Here is a 24,215-nt window from a genome sequence, read left to right on the forward strand (position 1 = left end):
ATGTTGAATTACGATTATCTAGTAAATAGTATAGTAGATGAATTATATAAAAAAATAAACAACTTAGATATAAACATCAAACCAAAAGCAGTAGTACTTTGGCCAAACAATAAAGAAGAATTAGAGACTTTAAAAGATAGATTTGAAGTTGCTGAATTTAGCGATGAGACAAGGGACTGCGACATAGTTGTTATATCAAGACTTTGCATGCGTGGTCTATGTAACTTGGCATCAGGCAACAGTACTTCAGTTGAGGAAAGATTTATTCTAAAAATGCTTATGAAGGGCAAGAAAGTATTTGTCCTACAAAACAACTTGGAGTACAAGAGATATAAATCTACAGCACCAAAAGCTCTATACAATAAATATGTAGAGTATGAAGATGAAATATGTAAATACGGAATAAAATTAGTAGAAGATTTATCTTATATAACTATAGATAAAGATGTAAGATTAAATAAAAGCAACATTGAAAAATGTATTGTTGAAAGTCCAGTACAATACATTGATAGTGCCAAGGAGAACATCGCGATTAAATCTCTTGATCTAAGTGCAAAAAAATTAATTTCAGAAAGTGATCTAAGAAAATATAAATCAGATGACCTACAGGAATTAATAGTAAACAAAAAAAGTATAATAACTCCACTTGCAAGTGATTTTGTAAGAGTACATCACTTGAATTTGATAAGAGTTTAAGGAGTATATCATGGAGATAGGAAAAGTTGTAGGAAATGTATGGGCGACTAGAAAAGACGAAAAGTTAAGTGGACAGAAACTTTTGGTCGTAAAACTATTAAAAAGCAAAAGTGAATATAAAGATGGATTTTTAGTCGCAGCAGACAATGCAGGTGCAGGAAATGGTGATTTAGTTTTAATCACTAAAGGAAGTGCAGCCAGAGAATCTCTAGAAAAAAAATTAGTACCTGTAGATGCGACTATAGTAGGAATAATAGACGAGTTAGAGGTAGATGAAGAGTAAAAAATCTTAACTTAAACGGAGGAAAATTATGAGTATAAACGAAATCATAATTTACGTAATGGCAATATTTATGGCACTTGGGGCGATAGACAAGTGTATCGGAAACAAATTTGGTTTAGGTGAGCAGTTTGAAGAGGGAATCGTAGCTATGGGTTCTCTAGCCGTATCAATGGTTGGTATAATCTGTCTAGCACCAGTTCTAGCAACTGTACTAAGCCCAGTAGTAGTACCTTTATTTGACTTTTTAGGCGCTGACCCAGCGATGTTTGCAGGAAGTATACTAGCAAATGATATGGGTGGAGCATCACTTGCTATGGAGCTTGCAAAAGATCCAAACGCAGGATTATTTGGAGGACTTATAATTGGAGCTACAATGGGAGCTACAATAGTATTTATAATACCAGTTGCACTAGGAATTATAGAAAAAGAAGATCAAAAGTTTCTAGCAACAGGAGTATTAGCTGGAATAATAACTATACCAGTAGGAGCATTTGTAGGTGGTTTAGTAGCTGGATTCCCTGTGATGATGGTTATAAAAAACCTAGTTCCAATAATATTATTCGCAATTATTATTGCAATAGGATTAATGAAATTTGAAAATGCAATGATAAAAGGATTCACATATTTCGGTAAAGGCGTAGTCATAGTTGCAACATTAGGACTAGCAGCTGGAATAGTAGAAGCCTTAACAGGAGTAGTGATAATAAAAGGCATGAATCCTATACATGAAGGTATAGCTATAGTTGGAGATATAGCACTAGTATTAGCTGGAGCATTCCCACTAGTATTCGTAATAACTAAAGTATTCAACAAACCACTTATGGCACTTGGTAAAGTATTAGGAATTAACGAAAAATCAGCAGCAGGATTAGTTGCAAGTTTAGCTAACTGTATACCGATGTTAGGTATGATGAAGGATATGGATAACAAAGGTAAGATTATAAACGTTGCTTTTGCAGTATCAGCAGCATTTGTATTCGGAGATCACCTAGGATTTACAGCAGGATTTAGCCAAGATATGATAACTCCTATGATAGTATCAAAACTAGTTGGAGGTATATCAGCCGTACTTCTAGCTATGTTCATCGCTAAAAAGACTATTAAAAAGGAGAACGCATAATGGATATAAATAATATAGATAAAAGTGTACTTGAAAAATTAGTAAGAGAGATACTAGAGGAAAAGTTAAGTTCTTCAAAGGATGGAGTTGACTTTATCAGAAATATAGATAAAAGTGGAATAACATCAATAAAACTTCCTACTGTTAAAGTAGATGAAAGCAATAGACTAGATACAGGAAACTCTAATGATGTAGTTTACACAAAAGATTTATTTACACTAGAAGAAAGTCCAAGACTTGGATGTGGTGTAATGGAGATGAAAGAAACTACTTTCGATTGGACTCTTGATTACGATGAGATAGATTATATAATAGAAGGTACATTGGATATAATGATAGATGGAAGAAAAGTATCTGCCAGTGCAGGAGAGCTTATATTAATACCTAAAGGAAGTAAAATACAGTTTTCTGTAAAAGACTACGCAAGGTTTATATATGTAACATATCCAGCAGATTGGGCAAATAGTTAAACTAGTAATTGCATAAATAAATCCCAATTGATATTTTGTTTTTAGAAGAAATATATAGATTAAATAGAGGTGTATTGTCAGAAATAACTGTCGATTCACCTCTATTTTTATGTATCTATACATAGACGCACCTATATCTTTCATGTAAAATATTAGTTGGAATAGTGTAGACTGCTACTCTGGCAAAAGAATACGTTTTTACATATACCACATGTACTCTATTTCATACTAGTGCTATTAGCGTAGTAATAGATATAGGTGAGCTATTTAAGTTGATTCCATATGAAACACTAATAGGTTTAGCGATGGTTGGAATATTTATAGTAATACAGCTAGCTTAGAAAATTATATAATTTCAACAAAACTATTAAGATAAATAGGTATATGTTATAATTATAGATAGTAATAATTAAAAAAATAGATTAAACTTTTTAAGTTGTAAAAAAGAAGTTAATATCATTTTGCGGGAGGTTCTCTTTTGATAGAAAAAAGTAAAATAGATTCTCTAAAAGATTACTTAAAAAATCTTGGTAATGTTGCAGTAGCATACTCTGGTGGGGTTGACAGCAATTTACTCTTAAAAGTAGCTAAAGATACTTTAGGAGATAATGTTATAGCAGTTACGGTACATGCTCCAGTTCATTCTGATAGAGAGATAAAAGAAGCTATTGAGTATACTAAAAAATACGGTGTTAAACACATAGTACTTAAAATAGATGATCTTGAGTTAGAGGAATTAGTAGAAAATGGGCCACATAGATGTTACTACTGTAAAAAGTATATATTTACTCAAATTAAGCAAATAGCTAGTGAAAATAATATAAAAAACGTAGTTGATGGAACTAATTTGGATGATTTAGGCGATTACAGACCAGGACTTAAAGCTCTTGACGAACTTTCTATAATAAGCCCATTAAAGGAATGTGGATTTACTAAATCAGAAATCAGAGACTTTTCATATGATCTAAAGCTTGAAACTTACAATAAACCAGCTTTTGCATGTCTGGCCAGCAGGGTTCCATATGGAACTAAAATAACTGTAGAGCAATTAAGAACCATTGAAGAGAGTGAAAACTACCTTATAGAGCTTGGATTCAAACAATTTAGAGTTAGAATGCACGACGAAATTGCAAGGGTTGAGGTAGATAAAAAAGAGATTGAAAAATTTTTTATAGGTAATACTATGGAAAAAGTAGATAATAAATTAAAAGAATTAGGATTTAACTATGTTACATTAGACATGTCCGGTTATAAAATGGGAAGCATGAATGTAAACGTAGAGTAATTAGGAGGAAAAATGAAAAATTACACATTGGTAGCACCATGCTTTTTCGGTATGGAAAAAATGTTGGCTAGAGAAATAAAAGATTTAGGATTTGAGATTATAAAAACAGAAGATGGAAGAATTACTTACAAAACTGATGAAGCCGGTATTGCAAAATCAAATATATGGCTGAGATGTGCTGAGAGAATTCATCTAAAGGTTGCAGAGTTTGAAGCTAGAAGCTTTGATGAGCTTTATGAAAACACAAAGAGGGTAAACTGGGCTAGTTTTATACCTTTTGGAGCAGAGTTTCCAATTTCAAAAGCCTCTTCAATTAAATCTAAACTACACAGTACACCAGATATACAGTCTATTGTTAAAAAGGCCGTAGTTGATAGTCTAAAAAAGAGTTATCTAGAGTCTGGTCTATTAAAAGAAGACAAAGAAAAGTATCCTATATTTGTATTTATACATAAAGATAAAGTTGTAATTACAATAGATACTACTGGTGATGCTCTGCATAAGAGGGGTTATAGAGAAAAGGCAAATAAGGCGCCGATAAGGGAAACTTTAGCTGCTGGTCTTGTATACCTTACTCCGTGGAGACCAGGGAGAACGCTAGTAGATCCTATGTGTGGATCTGGAACTATATTAATTGAAGCTGCTATGATAGGTCTTAATATGGCTCCAGGACTTAATAGAGAGTTTATATCAGAAAAGTGGAGAACTTATGATAAACAATTTTGGTGGGATGTAAGAAGAGAGGCCTTTGATAAAATAGATTCAAGTGAGGACTTTAAAATTAAAGGCTATGATATAGATGAAGAGTCTATTGAAATAGCTAAAGAAAATGCAGAAATAGCTGGAGTAGAAGACTATATAGATTTTGAAGTCGGCGATGTTACTAAGTTTAAGAGCGATGAGGAATATGGATTTATAATAACAAACCCTCCTTATGGTGAAAGACTTGAAGACAAAGATAGCATAAAACAACTTTATAAAGAAATTGGTTACGCATTTAGAAAACTTAAAAACTGGTCTTATTATTTAATTACTTCTTACGAGGAGTTTGAATATGAATTTGGACGAGCAGCAGACAAAAAGAGAAAACTTTACAATGGTATGTTAAAGACATATTATTACCAGTATATGGGACCTAAGCCACCTAGGAAATAGGAGTCCGAGTAAGTTTGATAGGAGGAATATATGAAACCGTATAAGCTAATTATTTTGGCCACCTTGATTATGGTATTCAGTTCTGGGTGTGATATGAGAACAGAATCAGCTGAAAATTTAGTTGGAAGGCCAAAATTCGATATAGACAAAAAATCATTAGAAGATGGAATAAGTAAATTACTGCCACCAAATACCTCGTTTACACTTCCTTCAAACTCAAAAGATGTTGGAAAGATCAATAGCGTTGATCTAAATGGAAACGGTGCTGAAGAGGTAGTTGCATTTAAGAAAATAGAGACTCTCAACGAGGATTCATCAAATAAGGTTGGTTTTATGATACTAAGAAATACCAATGATAACTACTCATTTGATGATGAGGAACTTATTGAAGGGGATTCTATTGAGTATGCAAATTTTTACGATTTAAATAGTGATGGACAAAAAGAAATAATAATTTTAGCTAAAACAAAAGAAAAAACTACTATGTACATCTATGGTTATATTAACAATAAGATAAAGAAACTATCTACAGTTGACCCTAGTTGGATAGAAAATTCAGACAATCTTACTGATATGAAAATCAATATAGGCAAAATGGATAATGATGGTTTACTAGATATAGTTATGGTAAACTTGGATTCGAAAACTAATGAAGCATATGTCAGTGTATTAAACTTTGATAGTACGTTAATTCATAGAGATACGACTGTTCTTCGGAACGTCAAAAATATAAGTGACATGTATCTAAATATTGGGAAAGTATCAGCTAAAAGAAGAGGTGTAGTTGTAGATATACCAATCTTAAAGGGTGGGTACTACAGTACAAATATTCTTTATTTACAAAGTGGAAAAATAGAGAAAGCTTTTTCTGATTATGAAATTATCAAACCGTATTATATTCCAATAAGAGATATAGACAATGATAAAATATTAGAAATACCTACAAATGATGTGACATATAAATCTAAGGATGAAGCCAATGTAACTTGGTACAAATGGAGTGGAAAGAAAGGCTATAAATTATTTACATCCCAAATATACTACAACTATAAATACAACTACAAAGTGTTTATACCAAATAATTTGTCGGGTAAAGTTATAGTTGAAGAAGAGTTGACAAATGGAAAAAATCAGAAGAGTTCTGTTTTTAAATTCTACTATTATGATGTAGTAGATTCTGATCGTAAAAATTTATTCAATATAATCGTTGAAAGTAAAAGCAAAGATGAGAAAAAGAATTCAAATACTCACAATCCGATATCTCTAAAAGAGACTGAGGATTACAATTATATATTGAATATAAATAACGTTGAAGAAATTGCTAAATTGGATCTCACAGCAGAAGCAATTAAAGATTATTATTTTTCACTTATTTACGAATAAGATATTGTTTAGATGGAGGTTATATTGTGAAAGGGAAAATATTAGTTTTAGAGGACGAGATTGGTATAAGAAGTTTTGTAAGTATCAATTTAAAAAGAGAAGGTTACGAGATAATAGAAGCTGGGACAGGTCAAGAAGCTATAGAAAAAATGACTTCAGAAGGAGATATATCGCTAGCGCTTTTAGATGTTATGCTTCCTGACATGAGCGGTATAGAGGTTTGTAAATTTATTAGAGAAAATTTCGACCAAGTAGGTATAATAATGCTTACAGCAAAGGCTCAAGAAGATGATAAAATTGAAGGATTTATTTCAGGAGCTGACGATTATATAATAAAGCCTTTTAGTATAAAGGAGCTATTAGTTAGAGTTTCAGCGCTTCTTAGAAGGGTAAACAAAGAAGAAAATACCTCTAATGTCAGCGAGATAGTCTTTCCACCATTTGTACTGGATATAGATAAAAGAAAGCTGTTTAAAAACAATAAAGAAATCGAACTTACTCCTACAGAATTTTCTATTGTTAAGTATTTAATGTCTAATGCTAGACAGTCCTTAAGTAGAGATCAAATTCTAGATGAAGTATGGGGAGCAAACTATCTGTATGACTTTAAAATAGTGGATGTGAACATTAGAAGAATTAGAAATAAAATCGAAGATGATCCATCTAAACCTAAGTATATACAAACAATCTGGGGATATGGCTATTGTTTTAGAAAGGAAGAAGATGAGTAGTGCTACACTTTGAAGGATTAAGAAAAAAAGTAATAAAGAACCACTTTATAATAATTATTATAATGGTCATCCTCTTTGAAGGTATGTTCATGTTTTACATACAAAATAACTACTATGAATCTGTTAGACAGTTATTGAAATCACAGATAAACTATACAACAGATTGGACCTACAAAACAGATACAGTAGATACTACAAGTTTTGAGACTAAGATCAATAATATCTTTGAAAGACAGAGCTTAGACAAAAATTCTAAGTTTGGAGTATCTATTATAGACAAAAATAGACGAATAATATTAGACCAGTACGGATTTAAATGTAACGAAAAAGTAAATTATGATGATGTAGAAAGAGCATTAAGAGATTCAAAGGCATCTGTGCCGTATACTTATAAAATTTCTGAAACAGGTGAACATGTTATGAGTATATCTGCACCACTAAAGTCAAATAATACTATCGAAGGGGTTGTAAGATATACGACTTCACTTGATGCAATTGATAAAGCAATAGCCAAACAGGCATTATGGCTTGCTCTGGCGGGTGTATTAATACTGTTAATAGCAGTTGCAATAAGTCTTAAGTTTGCAGAAACTCTTATAAATCCTCTTAGTGAATTAAAAGATTTTGCAAATGAGCTTGCGAATGGTAATTATAAAGTTAAGTTGAAACATTCAACTATTGTAGATGATGAAATAGGAGAATTAGCTCAGACGTTTGAACATATGGCATATGAAATTGATAAGAGTGAGAAATTGAAAGAAGAATTTATATCGTCAATATCTCATGAACTTAGAACTCCACTTACATCTATAAAGGGATGGAGTGAGACACTTGGCCTTGAGAGTATAACTAGAGACGAGCTAGATCTAGGCCTTGGAATAATACAAGATGAAACGGCAAGACTTATAAAGTTAGTTGAAGAGCTGTTAGATTTTTCAAGATTATCTTCTGATAGGATAAAGATAAATATCGATGAAGTCGATGTGGAAGGATTGGTTGTCGGAGTCGTAAATCAGCTTAAAGTAAAAGCTTCAGAAAAGAATGTTGACCTTTTATTTGAATTTGAAGACGAAGAGATGACGACGATCCAAGGTGACAAAAACAGGTTAAGACAAGTGCTTATAAACTTGATACAAAATTCACTTAAATTTACTGAATCGGAAGGCTATGTAAAGCTGTATGTATCACAAGATACTGAAATGACGACTGTAAAAGTTGAGGATAATGGCGCAGGTATAGAAGAACAAAATCTAAACAAAGTTTTAGATAGATTCTTCCAAGAGGACTATAACAAAGCCGGAAGTGGATTAGGACTAGCAATAAGTAATGAAATAGTAAAACTACACGGTGGAATTATGAACATAGAAAGTAAGAAGAATGAAGGTACAACAATAACATTTACCTTAGCGAATAAGGTAGTGAAAGTCTAAAATAAAGGAAGTATAAAATGAGAAATATAAAACTAGTAATATCGTACGATGGTTCAAGATATAAAGGGTTCCAAAAGCTTGCAGACACGGATATGACAATTCAGGGAAAACTTGAGACTGTATTGAGCAAATTGACAGGTGAAAATATTGAGATAACAGCTTCGGGAAGAACAGATATGGGAGTTCATGCGATTAGCCAAGTAGCAAATTTCAAGACTAATTCATATGAATCTACAAACAAAATACAAAAATATCTATATATGTATTTGCCAGAAGATATTGTAATTAATTCTGTCGAGGAAGTTGACGAGAGATTTCATTCAAGATACAATGTTAAATCAAAGACTTATGTTTACAAAATCGACAATAATGAATATCCAAGTCCGTTTACAAGAAAATACAGAGCACATGTTCCTAAAAAATTAGATGTAAAAAAGATGAAAGATGCCAGCAAATATCTAATTGGAGAGCACGATTTCTCTAGCTTTGTTTCATCTAAATCAAAGAAAAAATCTAATATTAGATCTATCTATGCTGTTGAAATTGCTTCAAAAGATGGAAATATAGATATTTATGTTAGAGGTAATGGTTTCTTACACAATATGGTGAGAATAATCGTAGGTACGCTTATAGATGTTGGTCACGGAAAAATCGAACCAAATCAAATGCAAAACTTGATATTGGCAAAGAATAGAAGTATAGCTTCTGATACAGCACCAGCAAAAGGTTTAGTGCTTTACGATGTGAAATATTAGAATTTATTTTAAATTAACAATTGACATATACAAAAAAATAAATTATGATATTGTTAATACAAAGCAATAAATAAATTAAATCCTGTGAAAAAGAGAGTAACTTGAAGTAGTTTTATAGAGAGCCGAGGGCGGTGGAAGCTTGGCAAATAAATTTGAGTGAAGAGAACTTTGGAGGAGATCGCCAGAAAATTAGTATGGCGGTAGGAATTCTCGCCTTAAGAGATTAAGTGGATAAGTTAACTTATCAATTAGAGTGGTACCGCGGATATTCGCCTCTTAGTATTTTACTAAGAGGCTTTTTTAGTACAAAAAACTATTATATATAATAATATTAAATATTAGGCTTAAGTTATCTAGAGACGAGCTTAATATAATCGAATATAAATAACAATTAAATCGAAATAGATTTAAACGATTGGGAGGAAATAGATATGAAAGAAAAAGTTGTTTTAGCGTATTCTGGAGGGTTAGATACTTCAATTATAATACCTTGGTTAAAAGAGACTTATGACGATATAGAAGTAATTGCAGTATGTGGTAATGTTGGTCAAGAAGATAAGATGGAAGAAGTGTACAACAAAGCTCTAAAGAGCGGTGCATCAAAAGCTTATGTAGATGATATATGTGAGGAATTTGTTACTGAAACTATATTTAGAGCTATAAAAGCTGAAGCTAAATACGAAGGTAAGTACTTACTAGGGACTTCTTTAGCTAGACCGATAATAGCTAAAAGACTAGTTGAAGTTGCACATAAAGAAGGCGCTAAGTACATCTGCCATGGCTGTACAGGAAAAGGTAACGATCAAGTTAGATTTGAAGCAACAATAGCAGCTTTAGATCCAAGCATAAAAGTTATAGCTCCATGGAGGATGTGGGATATAAAATCTAGAGAAGACGCTATCGATTATGCCAATAAGCACAATATCGAAGTAACAGCTACAAAAGAAAAAATATACTCAGTTGACGCTAACCTTTGGCATGTATCAACTGAAGGCGGAGATATAGAAGATCTTAGAAATGAGCACAATCCAGATCTAGTATATAAAGAATGTGTTTCGCCAGAAGATGCTTGTGATACAGCTGAATATGTAGAAATATACTTCGACAAAGGGACACCTAAAAAGATAAATGGAGAAGAATTTGCTCCAGTAGAATTAATTAAAAAAGTTAATGAGCTAGGTAAAAAACACGGAATAGGCGTTATAGATATTCTTGAAAATAGATTAGTTGGAATGAAATCAAGAGGAATATACGAAACTCCTGGTGGAACTATACTATATGAAGCGCACAATGTTCTTGAAAGTGCAACTCTTGATAAAGATACACTTCACTACAAGCAAATAGTTTCTTATAAATATGGAGAGCTTGTTTACGATGGTTTATGGTATTCTAAATTGAGAGAAGCGATAGATGAATTTATGGAGTCTACTCAAGACAACGTAACAGGTACAGTTAAACTTAAACTGTACAAAGGAAATATAAAAACGGCTGGTATATTCTCAGATAACTCTCTGTATGATCAAGGAATATCATCATTTGGAGACAGTGAGCTTTATGATCATAAAGATGCTGAAGGATTTATAAACCTTTTTACATTACCTTTAAAAATAAAGGCAATGAAGGGTAGTAAATAAAAGCTTTAATGAAAATTATTGATTTTAATTAAATATAAAATTAATAAAAATATTAATATCTTACTAACAAATTTATATTAAACAATAAAAAAATGGATTTTATAAAAATCCATTTTTTTGTTATTTATTTAAATCAACCTAAATTGAAAGACTAATGATTGATTAAAATATATAATCTGGTCCATAGTTTACATTACCTTTAATATTGGATATATGACTTTTAACATTTTCTATTTGCTCATAAGAGTTCACTTTGTCTTTTTCAATTATAGCTTTATTTAAAATGTTTAAATATGTGTCAATCATATTAAATGATGCATGATCTAATATCTTATACCAATTACTTTTTTCTTTTTTCCAATTTTCAGCGACTTTATCGGTATTCTCCTTCGCATTGTCCCATTTATCTTCATCTATATAGTGTTCAATTTTAGTTAATTCATCTTGATATTTATCTGTTACATCAATTACACTATTAGAAATATAAACACCAAATATTAAGAATAATACTGTCCAAACTACTGCAAAAACTGTTGATTTAATAATGATCACCACCTATGCGTTTTTTGGCTGAATGAATATTTTGTCATATTCATCCAGTATACAAATTAAAACTTCTTCAACTTTCTCTAATTGATTAGATTTTAAAATACCCATCAACCATTCCTCATCTTTTTGTGCTGCTTCTAAACCCTTTTTTGATATTACACCATCTACAATAAGTGAAATTGGTAGGTGTAAAAATGTACGTGACGGAGTACTATTATAATTTGTTGTAGGAACAACACTTAGATTTCCATCCGTCTCAAGTATAGCGTATTGGACTTCTTTTAGATTGAAATAACCTTGTATTCTAAGCTGTTCTAACAATTCTTCTATATTTACTCTATCTTTTTTAAGTTCTTTATATTGAATTTCGCCTTTATCAATCAATATAGATGGCTTCCCCGACGTTATTGAGTGAAATATTTTACTTTTAAGACCTATAAACGATACTAAAGTCTGCATCAAAACAAGTCCAGTTATAGCTGCTATACCATTTATAATGGGGATATCATTATTTTCCATCGGAAATGCTGCTACATCTGCAATTAGAAGAGTGATGACCAAATCAAAGCAGTTCATTTCAGCTATTTCACCTTTTCCCATAACTCTTAAAGCAATTAAGACCGCAATATATAAGATAATACTTCTAATAAAAATAACAAGCATATTAATATAACTCCTTTAACAATTATTATAAAAATTAGTATATCCTATATTTACATTATTAATTCAGAATGATCGAACATAAAAAAATAAAAACAGACCTCTAAAATTTAGAAATCTGTTTTTTATTCTATATAGCAGTATATTAAAAATTATGTTGCTGAGTGTTTTGATTTTAGAATGGGAAGAATTCTTGCTCAAACCAAGAATTTTGAGTAGCATACTCTATTTCAGCAGCAAACGCAACTCTGTGTTCATTTTCCCAGTATGCTAAAGTTTCTAGGAGTTTTTTAGCATTTAAATCAGTTGCCTTTGCTGCAGCTTTTTCGTAAAAGTTTGCGAAGTCATTTTCTAGAGTATAAGCCATTCTAAGTATTGGTAAATCTGATAATTCATATGATAAGTTTACATTGTCTAAATCTTTTTCCCTATTGAAAATTACCTTTTCACCATCTTCTAATTTTAAGTTAACTTCATCGAATGGTTGATTGTTTTCGGCTCTTTCTAATTGATTTTTTAGTATATTGTAGTGCTCATCTTCCATAGCAGATAGACCTTCGAAAACATCTTTTATAGATTGGCTTTTAGCTTTGTCTTTGTAGAATCCGTAAAATTCCTCAGCTTTTTTCTCTAAGTTCATTGCGTATTTTATAATTTCTGCGTAGTTGTTCATTTTCTTACCTCCTAATTTTTTCTTATGTATATTAATTTATGATCGTATTTTAATAAGTTAATATATATTATACCCTAAGCAATTATATTCAAACTTATTACCTAAATGTAGACAAACAAAAACTGAATAAAGATCATATAATATATAACCACAGTATAAATTTATTTTAAATATAAAAATTGTACAAGTGGTAGTAATTGATATAAGAACTATATATATTCAAAGTAAGGAGACAAGTAGATATGAAAGGTATGGAAGGTATAGTAATACAATTTGCGAACCTAGGTATAGTCAGTTTGATTGCATATGTTTTAGTAAATAATGTTTTATATGAGAAAAAAGAAGATAGAACTTTATATAAGCAAAGTGTCGATACCTTCACAAAAAAAATAAATCATTTTGCAGATAATATCTATGGACTTTGTTTGAGGATAGAAAGCTTGGAAGAAAGCAATAAAAGAATAGAAAAAAAATTGGAAGAGTTTAGAGAGTTTGAAGAAATCAAAAGTAAAGAAGACATTAAAAATAAAGAAGAGAGTGAAAAACGATGAAAATTTGTATATCAGTCGGCCATAGTATTTTAAAAAATGGTCGAAATACAAGTGCCAATGGAGTAGTTAATGAATACGAATACAATAAAAAGTTGGCTCCTTTTGTTGTTAACGCTCTGAAAAAAGAAGGTCACAGTGTAGATTTATTAATTTGCCCTGAAATATTATTTATAACCAAAGATGAGGAGAAAACTTACAAATTAAAAAGAATAAATAGCAAAAAATACGATTTAATTGTTGAGCTGCACTTAAATAGCTACGACGGATTATCGAAGGGATCAGAAGTTTTATATAACTCAAATGAAGGAAAAACTTATGCTGATAGGATAGTTAAGAGATTGGGTGTAAATTTTACTAATAGAGGTTCAAAATCTAGACCAGGACTGCATATATTAAACTCTACAGATTGTACAGCGATTATTGTCGAGTCATTTTTCTGTGACAGTTATGAAGATTATAAAAAAGCTGAAAGCTTAGGAGCTATTGGTATGGCAAAGATAATTTCTGAAGGCATTCTCAATAAAGCTATACAGGGTCCTGGATCAAATCCTGGAAATGAAAATAATAAACCATATGAAACAGTAATAGTTTACAATGGAGAAAAAGATAAAGCAGCAGCATTACAAGAGTATATCAAACATTCATCTGTTGTAGATGTTTATGGTGAGGAAGTTAATTAATAAAGGGTAGCAAACATTGCTACCCTTTTTAAATCTACTACTTTAAACCTATAATATTATTGAATTAATAGAGATTTACGTCGTTAAAAAGCTCGACTTTGTCGTAGTTGCCTATTGAATTTGGTTCTTCAAACTTGAGCTTATCATCTTCTATGCCAATGCGGTAAACATCAGCATACCCACTGAAGTATATCTTAATGTAGAGTTGTTTATTTTTATCGTCTACTTTGACTATATCAAAATTATAGTCTGGATTTTCAACTGGATCTGGAGAGTTACCTATGTATATATGTTCTTCTTCAATTAAAATAGTTTTTCCAGAGCTACTTTTCCAACTACCCATATATCTTCCTATTATAGGTACAGGATCTAGGCAACCCTTAATAGTTTTATCTGATAATGAACCTATAGCTGTTATTTTGTTTGATCCTAAGAACATGCTTTTATCGCTTTGATCAGAAACTATTGCTATCGGAACATATTTTGCTATAGATGAGCCAACGAGCGCATTTACTAAATTATAACCGTCTGCAACAAAAAATTCATTAGTTTCGTAGTTTTCATCATAGCCATTTCCTTCTAGGTAAAATGCAGAAATTATTAAGTAGTTAGTTTCAAATCTATCTGCACCACCCAGTCTAGTTAAGTACTCTCCTTGTGATTCAAATGATTCACTCATTGATACTTTACCGCCGACCATGTAGTTAGTTTTATTTTTTATATTATACGAAGTCTTTTTACCATCAGTAAGTATAACTACACATTTTTCTCTAGCTGCAATTGCCGCTATACTAATTGAATCAGCCTCACCTTTAAATGCGTTTGTTAGAAAAACTATATCTGAATTGCTATATTTTTTAACTTCATTCGCAACATTTATACTTGTTTGTATTCTATCACTTCCGCTAATTCTAGTTATGCTTATACCTTTCGATTTTAAAGCGTTTTCAACTTTAGCACTTACAGAATTCACACCACCAATTATATATACTGTCTTAACTTTATTTAATCTAGACATAGTTACATCTGGTACAACGTCTTTTTTAGTAAGTAGAATTGGAGAAGTTGTCGCTCCAGATAAGCCACTTGCGCTAAGCCCATCTGCAATTGAGTTGTCGAGATTAACTAATATTGCAGTATTGTAACTCTGTCTATCGGCAATTAGAGCAGCAGTTTCGTAAGTAGTTACACCTTGAATTTTATCAAGACTTGGCGGCCTATATGCAGCTATATTAAGAGTTAAACCTAAAGTTATCGATGCTGACAAGGTTAAGCTTAATATTTTTTTTGTTATATTCATATAATGAGATCCCCCTAATTTATAATTTTCCTCAGTGATTATATTATAGCTTATAGTTATTAAAATTTCTCTACTTTTAAGAAAATATTGACTCTATTGGATATTTTACTCCCTTTTTCCGAATCCCACACCCTGATTAATTATTACATATGCAATGATATAAAACAATTTTTTTACAATTGCTATATCAAAATCTATTATTGTAGACAGTAGCTTTTTGAATATTTTTAAATTTATTTTTTTATATCAACTGTATTCAAAATCTAAATCTAATAGCATTTTTATACAAGCGAACTAACTATTTAGTACCCAAATTTTGCTTACTTAAATATTTATTATAATTAAGTAATTAAAAAAATATGTATAATTATCAAACGATTAGATATATCTTGAGGGGGTAATAATAGATTGATAATTAATAAACAAAATTATAAAATGATGGTTAAATTTTGCTTTTTCTCGATTTATAAATTAATATTATAAATTCACAATTAACAGAACTATGGTAAAAGTTGCTTAATCAATTGATCATATTTGCTCACTTTACTCTGAGTATACAAAATCCATAATGTTTCCATAAATTACCATTAAAATAATGATAATATATAAGGAATTATGTATGACCAATAATATTAGCATCAGTATATATTAAGTAGATACTAATAGGGAGGAATATTTATGATTAATAAATATGATTTTATTATTATGGAGGGAACTCTTCCAATAAAAGCTATTATACTTAGAATCGATGAAATTGATCTGCATTGGCATAATGAATTTGAGTTTATTTTTGTTCTAGAGGGAAGTATAGATGTTTATATAGAAAATGAAGTGTACTCTCTAAAAGAAAGTGATGTCATTTTAATAAATGCTTATGAAATTCACAGTATAAAACAAATGGAAGAAAAAAATATGATACTTGTCCTCAAAGTAGACCCTGATTTTTATAATGATTGTTTCCCCAGATTTAAAAATTTGAGATTTCATTGTAAATCTATTCCTTATGATAGTTTTGAAATAGAAAAATTTGAAATTATAAGAAACTATATCTCTAACATTGCGCTGAATATAATAAAAAAAAATAAAGGTTATGAACTAATGGTTGGTAGCTACTTATACCTGTTAGGAGATCACCTACTTAACAACTTTAGCCATGAGGTAGTCGATATAAAAAAACACGATAATAGAGATATTACTAGAATCAACAATATTATAAATTATATCAATAAGAATTTATCTAGAAATATTACATTAAAAGAGATTGCAGAAAAATATCACCTCAATTATCATTTTTTATCTCATTTTATTAAGGATAAGATAGGCATGTCATTTCAAGAATATCTAAATAAAATAAGGTTGGATAGGGCTGAAAATATGATAGTAAATAGCAATAGCAATATATCTGACATTGCAATATCTACAGGCTTTTCTAGTACTAGTTATTTCAATAAGCTTTTTAAAAAAAAGTATAAATGTTCACCATCTGAATATAGAGAATTATTAAACTCTGACTCTAAGGATTTTAAATCAAATAAATATAATAGCAAATCAAGAATCTACTTAGAAATAGAAGATGATCATGCATATGAAAAATTATATCCATATCTATCAATATCGCACAATAAAAAAAGTTCTATTGATAGCTGTCTTACAAATAAGGAGAGTGTTTTTGTTGATTTAAAATATGAAGGGAAAAAACTGATACACTACTGGAAAAAACTTTCTACTTTTGGTAGAGCATCAGTTGGATTGAAAAATGACTTTCAGAAGCAATTAAGAGAGTTTCAAAGAGAAATTGAGTTTAAATTCATAAGAGTAAGCGGATTATTTATGGAAGATATGATGATTTATAATTTATCAGGAGACGGTAAATTGACCTATAATTGGATAGAAGTAGATAAAATGTTAGATATGTTTAAGGAAGTTAATGTTAAACCATTTATAGAAATGGATTTTATTTATGAATCTAAAAATTTCAATAATGCATGTAAAGACTATTGGTGGAAAGTTAATATCTCTCCTTTAATTAATATAAGCTTGTGGCCTGACATAATTACAGAGTTTATGAAACACTGTATAAATAGATATGGTTTGAAGGAGGTTGAAACATGGTATTTTGAGGTCTGGAATTATCCCGATTATAATTATTTTAATAGTTATGGGCGGTCGGAGGAGTATTTAGACTATTATAAAAATACTATTAAAATAATAAAATCTATTTCTAAAGAATGTAAAGTTGGAGGGCCATCAATAAATCATGGAACTATGCTAGAAAATAAATGGTTGCACGATTCTGTAGATTTTTGCAAAAGAAATAATATATATTTAGATTTTTTAAGCGTTAATATACATACAGAGTATGTTGAATTGGAAGAGTTACAAGACAATATACTTCATAATACAAACTACAAAGATAAACAAAAATTAGTATCTCAAATCAAAAAAATATACTATGACAAAAATTGTACAATGAATACATTGCAAATAGTAAATCGAGAACTAAAGGAGACATTAAATAATGATTTTGAAATTCATGTAACTGAGTGGAACACATCATCACAAAAAGGGCATTTAAAGCATGATACAAGTTATGTTGCAACATTTATAATAAAAAACTATCTACATTGTGTTAGGACATCAAAATCTATAGATAATATAACTTTTACAGAATTGTATGAAGAGAGTAATTTGAAAATTTCGTCAATTAATGGAGGTTTTGGTCTTTTTAATAATCATGGATTTAAAAAGACTTGTTATTATGCGTACTATTTATTGGCTAAACTAGGAGATATCGTTATTGACCAAAATGAAGATTACATAGTGACTAAAAGAGGGGAAAGCGTACAGATTTTAGCATATAATTATGCGTATCATGATGACTTATTTTTGCAGAGTGATCTGCTGGCTTTAAATAATAATGAAAAGTATTCTATTTATGAGGAAAAAAGTTTAAGCGAGATAGAGTTTAGAATTGCAGGGCTTTATGGAAAATATAAAATAACAACTTATAAGCTAAATAGAGAACATGGATCTGTATTTGATAAATGGCTAGACTTAGGATCTCCAGAAAATATGACTCAAGAAGAGCTTAAGTATTTAAAGGGGAACGCTCAACCTAAGATAGAGATAGAAGAATCTGACTTAAAAGGAGAGTATCTAAAACAAATGAGTATCCCAGTTCATGGTGCAGAATTGTTGATAATAGATAAGATAAATTGATGGTGTATATAACAAAATTTACTATCTATCATGTAATAGATAAATAGCAAATTTTGTTATGTATTTAAGCAAATAATGGATATATAGGAAATCTCTTAGTCTATATAATTAATAATAGTCTACTTGCTCAAAGGTTTTAATAACTTTTAAGTATACTATTTTAGACTAGGGAGGGTTTTATTTATGAGGAGAAGAAATATTAAACAGAAAATATGTTCTTATATAACTATATTTACTATGATGTTTCAATTTTTTACATTTTTACCAATATTGCAGGTGAATGCTGAAGAAAATATAACAGAATTTACAAAGTTTATAACAGGCGTTTCAATAACAGATGGAGAAGGGGAGCCTATATCAGGACCAATAAAGAACAATGCAGATGTTAAACTACAGTATAACTTTGAATTGCCTAATGAGCATAATATAAAAAATGGTCAGAGTTATATCATGCATATACCTAAAGAATTCGAGATAATCAACCACATGAATTTTTTAATTGGAGATGATTCTGGTGAAGTAATAGCTAATGGAACAATTGATATTGACGGAAAAGTAACAATTGTTTTTACTGAGTTTGTTGAACAGCATTCCAATATTTCAGGATACTTTTTTATAGAGACTAAATTTGATGAAAAAGAAATTGGTGGAAACGATAGAGAGAATATTGAATTTGACTTGGGTGGTTCTGGAAATTCAGAAACAATTGTAGTAGAGTTTGAACAACCGGAAAAACCTGATGCTTCAATACATAAGAAAGGCAGTTATGATGCAACTACAAATGAAATAACTTGGGAGATTATAGTTAATCCAGAAAACGTAAAGGTCCAAGAAGTAAAAATTGTCGATGTTATCTCAGAAGGGCAAGAGTTCGTTGTGGGATCAGTTAAAATTAATGGGCAAGATGCAAATAATAAAGATTATGGTTATGATAGCAACGAAGGAGAGTTAACATATACTTTTCCAGATACTATTGAGACTAAACAATTAATTACTTTTAAAACTAAGTTAGCAAGCATGGGACTTGAGTCTCATGGAAAAACAATAGTAGAAAAAAATCAGGCAACTTTTATTCATGACGATACTACAGTGGTTTCCAATGAGGCAACTGTCTTAATAAAGCCAGATTTCATTCAGAAAATAGGTAAATATGATGAAGCCACAAAGACTATTAAGTGGACTATTAAAGTAAACAATAGCTCTCAAACTATTACAAACACGGTAGTTACAGATGATATACCAGATGGTTTGAAATTCATAGATGGTAGCGTTAAAGTAGATGGGAAGTCAACAGAAGAGAATTATTCAATAGACGGTCAGAAATTTATCTATACATTCCCTGATACTATTAATGGACCACATACAATTGAATTCTCAACAAACGTTGTGGATAAGGATATTTATCTTTCTAATGAAGGTAAAAACTTTAACAATACTGCAACTATAACAGAGAATGGAAATGGTTCTGCATCAGACGGCTCTGAAGTTGGAGTATATTCAAGTGTTATTTCAAAACACGGTACAGTTTACGATGCTTCGACAGGTGAAATAACTTGGGAAATTGTTGTTAATAGAAACAAAATAGATATAGAAGATGCGGTGGTTACCGATGATATAATGAAGGGTCAAGAATATGTAAAAGATTCATTTTCTATATATAATCATTCTACAAATGAAAGTAAACCTAATGGAAAATTTAGCTATAGACCATCAACTAGTGATGATTCAACAAAAACAGGAACATTAACTTATAAATTTGATGACAAGATTACTGATACATATGTCGTAAAATTTAAAACTAGAGTGACAGATCCAAAAATTTTCGCTAGTAATGCGGATGTAAAATACCATAATACAGCAAAATTAACTGGGAAAAATATTAAAGACTCTGAATCTACGGCTGAGCAAAAGGTAATAAGTCAAGTTATAAATAAATCTAGTATAGACTACGATTATGTAAAAAGAGAAATCACATGGAAGATAGTAGTGAATAAGAACAATATGCCTCTTTCAAACGCTTCTGTAATAGATGTTATAAAAGAGGGCCAAGAATTTGTACCAAATTCAGTTACTATAAATGGAGCTATAGATACTTCTAATTATAATTATGATGAAGGTAGCAAAACATTAAAATATACTTTTGATAAAGACATAAATAAAGAGCAAATAATCACTTTTAAAACTAAAGTTACCGATACTTCTATTTTTAATACTAATGGAGAGAAAGTAGTAGAAAATACTTCAAAATTAATAACTAATTTAGTACCTGGTGGTGTAGAAAGTACTGGTACAGGAAAAATAAAAAATACATTAGTAAAAAAAGAAGGAAAATATACTAAAGGAAATTCTTATATTGATTGGGATGTAACTATAAATTCAAACAAAATATCAATGAAAGATGTAGTTTTAGAAGATGCTCTACAAGAAGGACTTGAACTAGATACGACTTCTGTAAAACTATATAAGCAAAATCAAAACTCAGATGGATCACTTACTAAAGGTGAAGAGGTCGAACTAGGAGGCAATAATGTAAAATACGATATGAAGACAAGAAAGTTTTCCTTTATATTGCCTTCACCAACAGAGGATGCATATATACTTACTTTTAGAACAAATGTGGTAGATAAGACTAAATCGCCTTTTACTAATTCTATATCATTTAAAGGTGTGGGAATGACAGAATCATCGACATCTAATGGAATTGATGTTATATATCAAGGTGCCGGTGGTGGTGGAATCGGAGAAACCGGTAGCATTAAAGTAATTAAGGTAAATAATGATAATGTGAGCATTAAATTAGAAGGAGCCATTTTTGAGTTACTTGATAAATATAAAAATGTGATAAAAACTTCAGAACCAACTGGGAATAATGGTGATGCAGTATTTAAGAATTTGAAGTTTGGTATAGATTATTATATTAAAGAAAAGACCGCTCCAGAAGGGTATCTTTTAAGTAATGAAGTATATAAATTTCAAATAGCTAATTCTAAAGAAAGTAAAAATATTAATTATAATTATAAAAATATAAGTGTTAAGGGCGATATAATTTTTAATAAATTAAATGAAAATGAGAAACCCTTAAAGGGAGCAGAGTTTACCCTATATAAAGCCTCTGACATATCATTTGAAAGCCCTATAGATACATCAATAAGCGATAAAAATGGAAATGTAAAATTTAAAGATATAGACTATGGAGAATATGTTATAAAAGAAACCAAAGCTCCAAAAGGATACACATTAAATGAAAGAATTCTAAAGGCTACTATTAACGAAAATGGAAAAGTGGTAACAGCAAATCCAGATAGTATTTCAAATATAAAGATAAGAGGTAATATAGAGTTTGTAAAATATGGTGAGAACAAAGATCTATTAAAAGGGGCGGAATTTAAACTATACAAAGCTTCAGACAAAAACTATGAAAATGAGATAGCTAAAGCAGAAAGTGATGTAAATGGAAAAGTATCGTTCATGGACATAGAATATGGTGATTATGTAATAAAAGAAACAAAGGCACCGGAGGGGTATGAGTTAACAAATAAAATACTAAAAGCAAGTATTACATCTAATGGAAAAACAATAAAAGCAAACCCAGAAAGTATATCAAATACAAAGACAAAAGGAAGCATAGAATTTACAAAACTAGGGGAACACGAAGAGAAATTAAAAGGTGCGGAATTTACTTTATATAAAGATACAGATATAACATTTAAAAATCCAATATCTACAGCAGTGAGTGATAGAGAAGGATTAGTAAAATTTAAGAATGTAGAATACGGAGAATATGTAATAAAAGAGAGCAAAGCACCAGAGGGGTATGTACTATTATCTGATGATATGGTATTAAAAGCGACAGTAAGTGAAAATAGAAAATCAGTAAAAGCTGATCCAGAGTGTGTTTCTAATATAAAGATAAGAGGTAATATAGAGTTTATAAAATATGGTGAGAACAAAGATCTATTAAAAGGAGCGGAATTTAAACTATACAAAGCTTCAGACAAAAACTATGAAAAAGAGATAGATACAGCAGAGAGTAATGACTCAGGAAAAGTATTTTTTGGAAATATAGAATATGGAGACTATATAATAAAAGAAACAAAGGCACCAGATGGATATGAGCTGACAAATAAAATACTAAAAGCAAGTATTACATCTAATGGAAAAACTATAAAAGCAAACCCAGAAAGTATATCAAATACGAAGACAAAAGGAAGCATAGAATTTACAAAACTAGGCGAACACGAAGATAAACTAAAAGGGGCAGAATTCAAGCTTTATATGTCTTTAGATACTGATTTTAAAAATCCACTAGCGACAGCAGTAAGTAATATAGATGGATTAGTAAAATTTAAGAATGTAGAGTACGGAGAATATGTAATAAAAGAAAGTAAAGCACCAGAGGGGTATGTATCATTGCCAGAAGATAAGGTATTAAAGGCAACTGTGACAGAAGATAAAAAGATAGTAAAAGCAGAGCCAAATAGTATCTCAAATAAAAAGATAAGAGGAAGTATAGAGTTTACAAAATATGGAGATAACAAAGAGCAATTAAAAGGAGCGGAATTTAAACTATACAAAGCTTCAGACAAAAACTATGAAAAAGAGATAGATACAGCAGAGAGTAATGACTCAGGAAAAGTATTTTTTGGAAATATAGAATATGGAGACTATATAATAAAAGAAACAAAGGCACCAGATGGATATGAGCTGACAAATAAAATACTAAAAGCAAGCATTACAACTAATGGAAGAACAGTAGAAACAAACCCAAATAGTATATCAAATACAAAGACAAAAGGAAGCATAGAATTTACAAAACTAGGGGAACACGAGGAACCATTAAATGGTGCAGAATTCAAGCTTTACAAAGAGTCAGATACTAGATTCAAAAATCCAATATCTACAGCAGTGAGTAATAGAAATGGATTAGTTAAATTCAAGAATGTAGAATATGGAAAATACATGATAAAAGAAACAAAAGCACCAGTAGGATACATCCTTTCAGATGATATATTAGAAGCAACTGTAACGAAGTCTGATAAAGTTGTAAAAGCTAACCCTGAGAGTATATCTAACAATAAAATTAGAGCTAATATTAAAATTACAAAAATAGACGAAAAGACCGAGAAAACATTAGAAGGAGCTGAATTTACATTATATGATGCAGATGGGAAAGAGGTTAAGACTTCTATATCTGGAGAAACTGGTATAGTATACTTTAATTCTGTAGAGTACGGAAATTATAAAATTAAAGAAACCAAGGCTCCTGATGGATATATGATAAGTAAAGATATAATTGAATTTAAAGTCAAAACGATAGAAACTAAAGAATTTACAGTTACTAACAAAGAAAAGGAAGTTGTTGCAGTAACTAAAGATAATTCGCCAGATAAGAATGGTTCTTTAATATCGAAGGATAACATATTAGATAAGTTGGTCAGTTCTCTTCCTAAAACAGGTGGCTTATTTGATACTCTAGTTATAATTAGTATTGGTATCCTAACAATTCTAGCTGGATTAGGTTTCTTACTAAAAAGAAATAGGTAACTTAAATTAACTAAAAGTAAAAGAATATCGTAAAAAAGCTATGAAGAAAGGTGTTTTAGTCTAAACTTACTTCATAGTTTTTTTTATACAGATAATG

Annotated in this window: 19 protein-coding genes and 1 other annotated feature; of the genes, 15 read left to right on the top strand and 4 right to left on the bottom strand. The window is 30.2% G+C overall.

The genetic code is table 11. The features are described from left to right. The 11 genes from J2Z43_RS01590 (at position 1) to J2Z43_RS01640 (ending at position 10,942) form a co-directional block, all read left to right on the top strand. Positions 1-696, top strand: coding sequence for a TIGR02536 family ethanolamine utilization protein (locus tag J2Z43_RS01590; RefSeq protein ID WP_234925928.1), 696 nt, complete (start codon positions 1-3; stop codon positions 694-696). 10 nt (positions 697-706) lie between these two features. Further along, positions 707-979 carry a EutN/CcmL family microcompartment protein gene (locus J2Z43_RS01595; protein WP_027702155.1) on the top strand — a complete coding sequence of 91 codons (273 nt, stop codon included), beginning with the start codon at positions 707-709 and terminating at the stop codon, positions 977-979. Between the two features lie 28 nt (positions 980-1,007). Then, positions 1,008-2,099, top strand: coding sequence for an ethanolamine utilization protein EutH (gene eutH, locus J2Z43_RS01600; protein ID WP_027702154.1), 1,092 nt, complete (start codon positions 1,008-1,010; stop codon positions 2,097-2,099). Next, entirely contained in the window at positions 2,099-2,569 is a 471-nt protein-coding gene (locus tag J2Z43_RS01605; RefSeq protein WP_027702153.1) for a cupin domain-containing protein, read from the top strand. The genes eutH and J2Z43_RS01605 overlap by 1 nt, the downstream gene beginning before the upstream one ends. 478 nt (positions 2,570-3,047) lie before the next feature. Further along, positions 3,048-3,854 (top strand): ATP-dependent sacrificial sulfur transferase LarE, encoded by an 807-nt coding sequence (gene larE, locus J2Z43_RS01610; protein ID WP_209455549.1) that lies wholly within the window; start codon positions 3,048-3,050, stop codon positions 3,852-3,854. Positions 3,855-3,866: 12 nt separating this feature from the next. After that, positions 3,867-5,009, top strand: a complete 1,143-nt coding sequence (locus J2Z43_RS01615; RefSeq protein WP_209455550.1) for a THUMP domain-containing class I SAM-dependent RNA methyltransferase — start codon at positions 3,867-3,869, stop codon at positions 5,007-5,009. A 30-nt stretch (positions 5,010-5,039) separates the two neighbouring features. Further along, the gene (locus J2Z43_RS01620; RefSeq protein ID WP_209455551.1) at positions 5,040-6,392 is read left to right on the top strand and encodes a hypothetical protein; all 1,353 of its coding nucleotides are present in this window, start codon (positions 5,040-5,042) and stop codon (positions 6,390-6,392) included. A gap of 26 nt (positions 6,393-6,418) precedes the next feature. Then, a complete protein-coding gene (walR, locus tag J2Z43_RS01625) occupies positions 6,419-7,123 on the top strand; it encodes a cell wall metabolism DNA-binding response regulator WalR (RefSeq protein ID WP_209455552.1) in 705 nt (234 codons plus the stop codon). Further along, a complete protein-coding gene (locus tag J2Z43_RS01630) occupies positions 7,123-8,553 on the top strand; it encodes a sensor histidine kinase (RefSeq protein WP_209455553.1) in 1,431 nt (476 codons plus the stop codon). The genes walR and J2Z43_RS01630 overlap by 1 nt, the downstream gene beginning before the upstream one ends. A gap of 17 nt (positions 8,554-8,570) precedes the next feature. Beyond that, positions 8,571-9,308, top strand: coding sequence for a tRNA pseudouridine(38-40) synthase TruA (gene truA / locus J2Z43_RS01635; protein WP_209455554.1), 738 nt, complete (start codon positions 8,571-8,573; stop codon positions 9,306-9,308). A gap of 75 nt (positions 9,309-9,383) precedes the next feature. Then, positions 9,384-9,588: a binding site (T-box leader), on the top strand. Positions 9,589-9,739: 151 nt separating this feature from the next. Beyond that, positions 9,740-10,942, top strand: a complete 1,203-nt coding sequence (locus J2Z43_RS01640) for an argininosuccinate synthase (RefSeq protein WP_209455555.1) — start codon at positions 9,740-9,742, stop codon at positions 10,940-10,942. A 162-nt stretch (positions 10,943-11,104) separates the two neighbouring features. Here J2Z43_RS01640 and J2Z43_RS01645 read toward each other — a convergent pair whose 3' ends face one another. The 3 genes from J2Z43_RS01645 to J2Z43_RS01655 all read right to left on the bottom strand — a co-directional run bounded on the left by J2Z43_RS01645 (position 11,105) and on the right by J2Z43_RS01655 (position 12,824). After that, positions 11,105-11,494, bottom strand: coding sequence for a DUF4363 family protein (locus tag J2Z43_RS01645; protein ID WP_209455556.1), 390 nt, complete (start codon positions 11,492-11,494; stop codon positions 11,105-11,107). Between the two features lie 3 nt (positions 11,495-11,497). Then, entirely contained in the window at positions 11,498-12,154 is a 657-nt protein-coding gene (locus J2Z43_RS01650) for a DUF421 domain-containing protein (RefSeq protein WP_209455557.1), read from the bottom strand. A 172-nt stretch (positions 12,155-12,326) separates the two neighbouring features. Next, positions 12,327-12,824 (bottom strand): ferritin-like domain-containing protein, encoded by a 498-nt coding sequence (locus tag J2Z43_RS01655; RefSeq protein WP_209455558.1) that lies wholly within the window; start codon positions 12,822-12,824, stop codon positions 12,327-12,329. A 242-nt stretch (positions 12,825-13,066) separates the two neighbouring features. On the opposite strand from J2Z43_RS01655, the gene J2Z43_RS01660 reads away from it, so the two are divergent. Together J2Z43_RS01660 and J2Z43_RS01665 are read left to right on the top strand one after the other, a co-directional pair. Further along, positions 13,067-13,375, top strand: a complete 309-nt coding sequence (locus tag J2Z43_RS01660) for a hypothetical protein (protein WP_209455559.1) — start codon at positions 13,067-13,069, stop codon at positions 13,373-13,375. Next, a complete protein-coding gene (locus J2Z43_RS01665; protein ID WP_209455560.1) occupies positions 13,372-14,055 on the top strand; it encodes an N-acetylmuramoyl-L-alanine amidase in 684 nt (227 codons plus the stop codon). Before J2Z43_RS01660 ends, J2Z43_RS01665 begins: the two co-directional genes overlap by 4 nt. A 64-nt stretch (positions 14,056-14,119) precedes the next feature. Here J2Z43_RS01665 and J2Z43_RS01670 read toward each other — a convergent pair whose 3' ends face one another. Then, positions 14,120-15,355: a cell wall-binding repeat-containing protein gene (locus J2Z43_RS01670; protein WP_209455561.1), complete on the bottom strand. Its 1,236-nt coding sequence runs from the start codon at positions 15,353-15,355 to the stop codon at positions 14,120-14,122. Between the two features lie 678 nt (positions 15,356-16,033). Between J2Z43_RS01670 and J2Z43_RS01675 the strand changes: the two genes are divergently transcribed. Further along, positions 16,034-18,574, top strand: coding sequence for a GH39 family glycosyl hydrolase (locus tag J2Z43_RS01675; RefSeq protein WP_209455562.1), 2,541 nt, complete (start codon positions 16,034-16,036; stop codon positions 18,572-18,574). 183 nt (positions 18,575-18,757) lie between these two features. Continuing rightward, on the top strand, positions 18,758-24,118 hold the full coding sequence (locus J2Z43_RS01680; protein ID WP_209455563.1) for a SpaA isopeptide-forming pilin-related protein: 5,361 nt from the start codon (positions 18,758-18,760) through the stop codon (positions 24,116-24,118). Positions 24,119-24,215: the final 97 nt, after the last annotated feature.

The organism is Metaclostridioides mangenotii (assembly GCF_017873185.1).
Classification (GTDB): domain Bacteria; phylum Bacillota; class Clostridia; order Peptostreptococcales; family Peptostreptococcaceae; genus Metaclostridioides; species Metaclostridioides mangenotii.

Coding starts and splice junctions, on each gene's coding strand:
- J2Z43_RS01590 (WP_234925928.1), top strand. CDS start 1: ATGTTGAATTACGATTATCTAGTAAATAGTATAGTAGATGAATTATAT.
- J2Z43_RS01595 (WP_027702155.1), top strand. CDS start 707: ATGGAGATAGGAAAAGTTGTAGGAAATGTATGGGCGACTAGAAAAGAC.
- eutH (WP_027702154.1), top strand. CDS start 1,008: ATGAGTATAAACGAAATCATAATTTACGTAATGGCAATATTTATGGCA.
- J2Z43_RS01605 (WP_027702153.1), top strand. CDS start 2,099: ATGGATATAAATAATATAGATAAAAGTGTACTTGAAAAATTAGTAAGA.
- J2Z43_RS01615 (WP_209455550.1), top strand. CDS start 3,867: ATGAAAAATTACACATTGGTAGCACCATGCTTTTTCGGTATGGAAAAA.
- J2Z43_RS01620 (WP_209455551.1), top strand. CDS start 5,040: ATGAAACCGTATAAGCTAATTATTTTGGCCACCTTGATTATGGTATTC.
- truA (WP_209455554.1), top strand. CDS start 8,571: ATGAGAAATATAAAACTAGTAATATCGTACGATGGTTCAAGATATAAA.
- J2Z43_RS01640 (WP_209455555.1), top strand. CDS start 9,740: ATGAAAGAAAAAGTTGTTTTAGCGTATTCTGGAGGGTTAGATACTTCA.
- J2Z43_RS01650 (WP_209455557.1), bottom strand. CDS start 12,154: ATGCTTGTTATTTTTATTAGAAGTATTATCTTATATATTGCGGTCTTA.
- J2Z43_RS01655 (WP_209455558.1), bottom strand. CDS start 12,824: ATGAACAACTACGCAGAAATTATAAAATACGCAATGAACTTAGAGAAA.
- J2Z43_RS01660 (WP_209455559.1), top strand. CDS start 13,067: ATGAAAGGTATGGAAGGTATAGTAATACAATTTGCGAACCTAGGTATA.
- J2Z43_RS01665 (WP_209455560.1), top strand. CDS start 13,372: ATGAAAATTTGTATATCAGTCGGCCATAGTATTTTAAAAAATGGTCGA.
- J2Z43_RS01670 (WP_209455561.1), bottom strand. CDS start 15,355: ATGAATATAACAAAAAAAATATTAAGCTTAACCTTGTCAGCATCGATA.
- J2Z43_RS01675 (WP_209455562.1), top strand. CDS start 16,034: ATGATTAATAAATATGATTTTATTATTATGGAGGGAACTCTTCCAATA.
- J2Z43_RS01680 (WP_209455563.1), top strand. CDS start 18,758: ATGAGGAGAAGAAATATTAAACAGAAAATATGTTCTTATATAACTATA.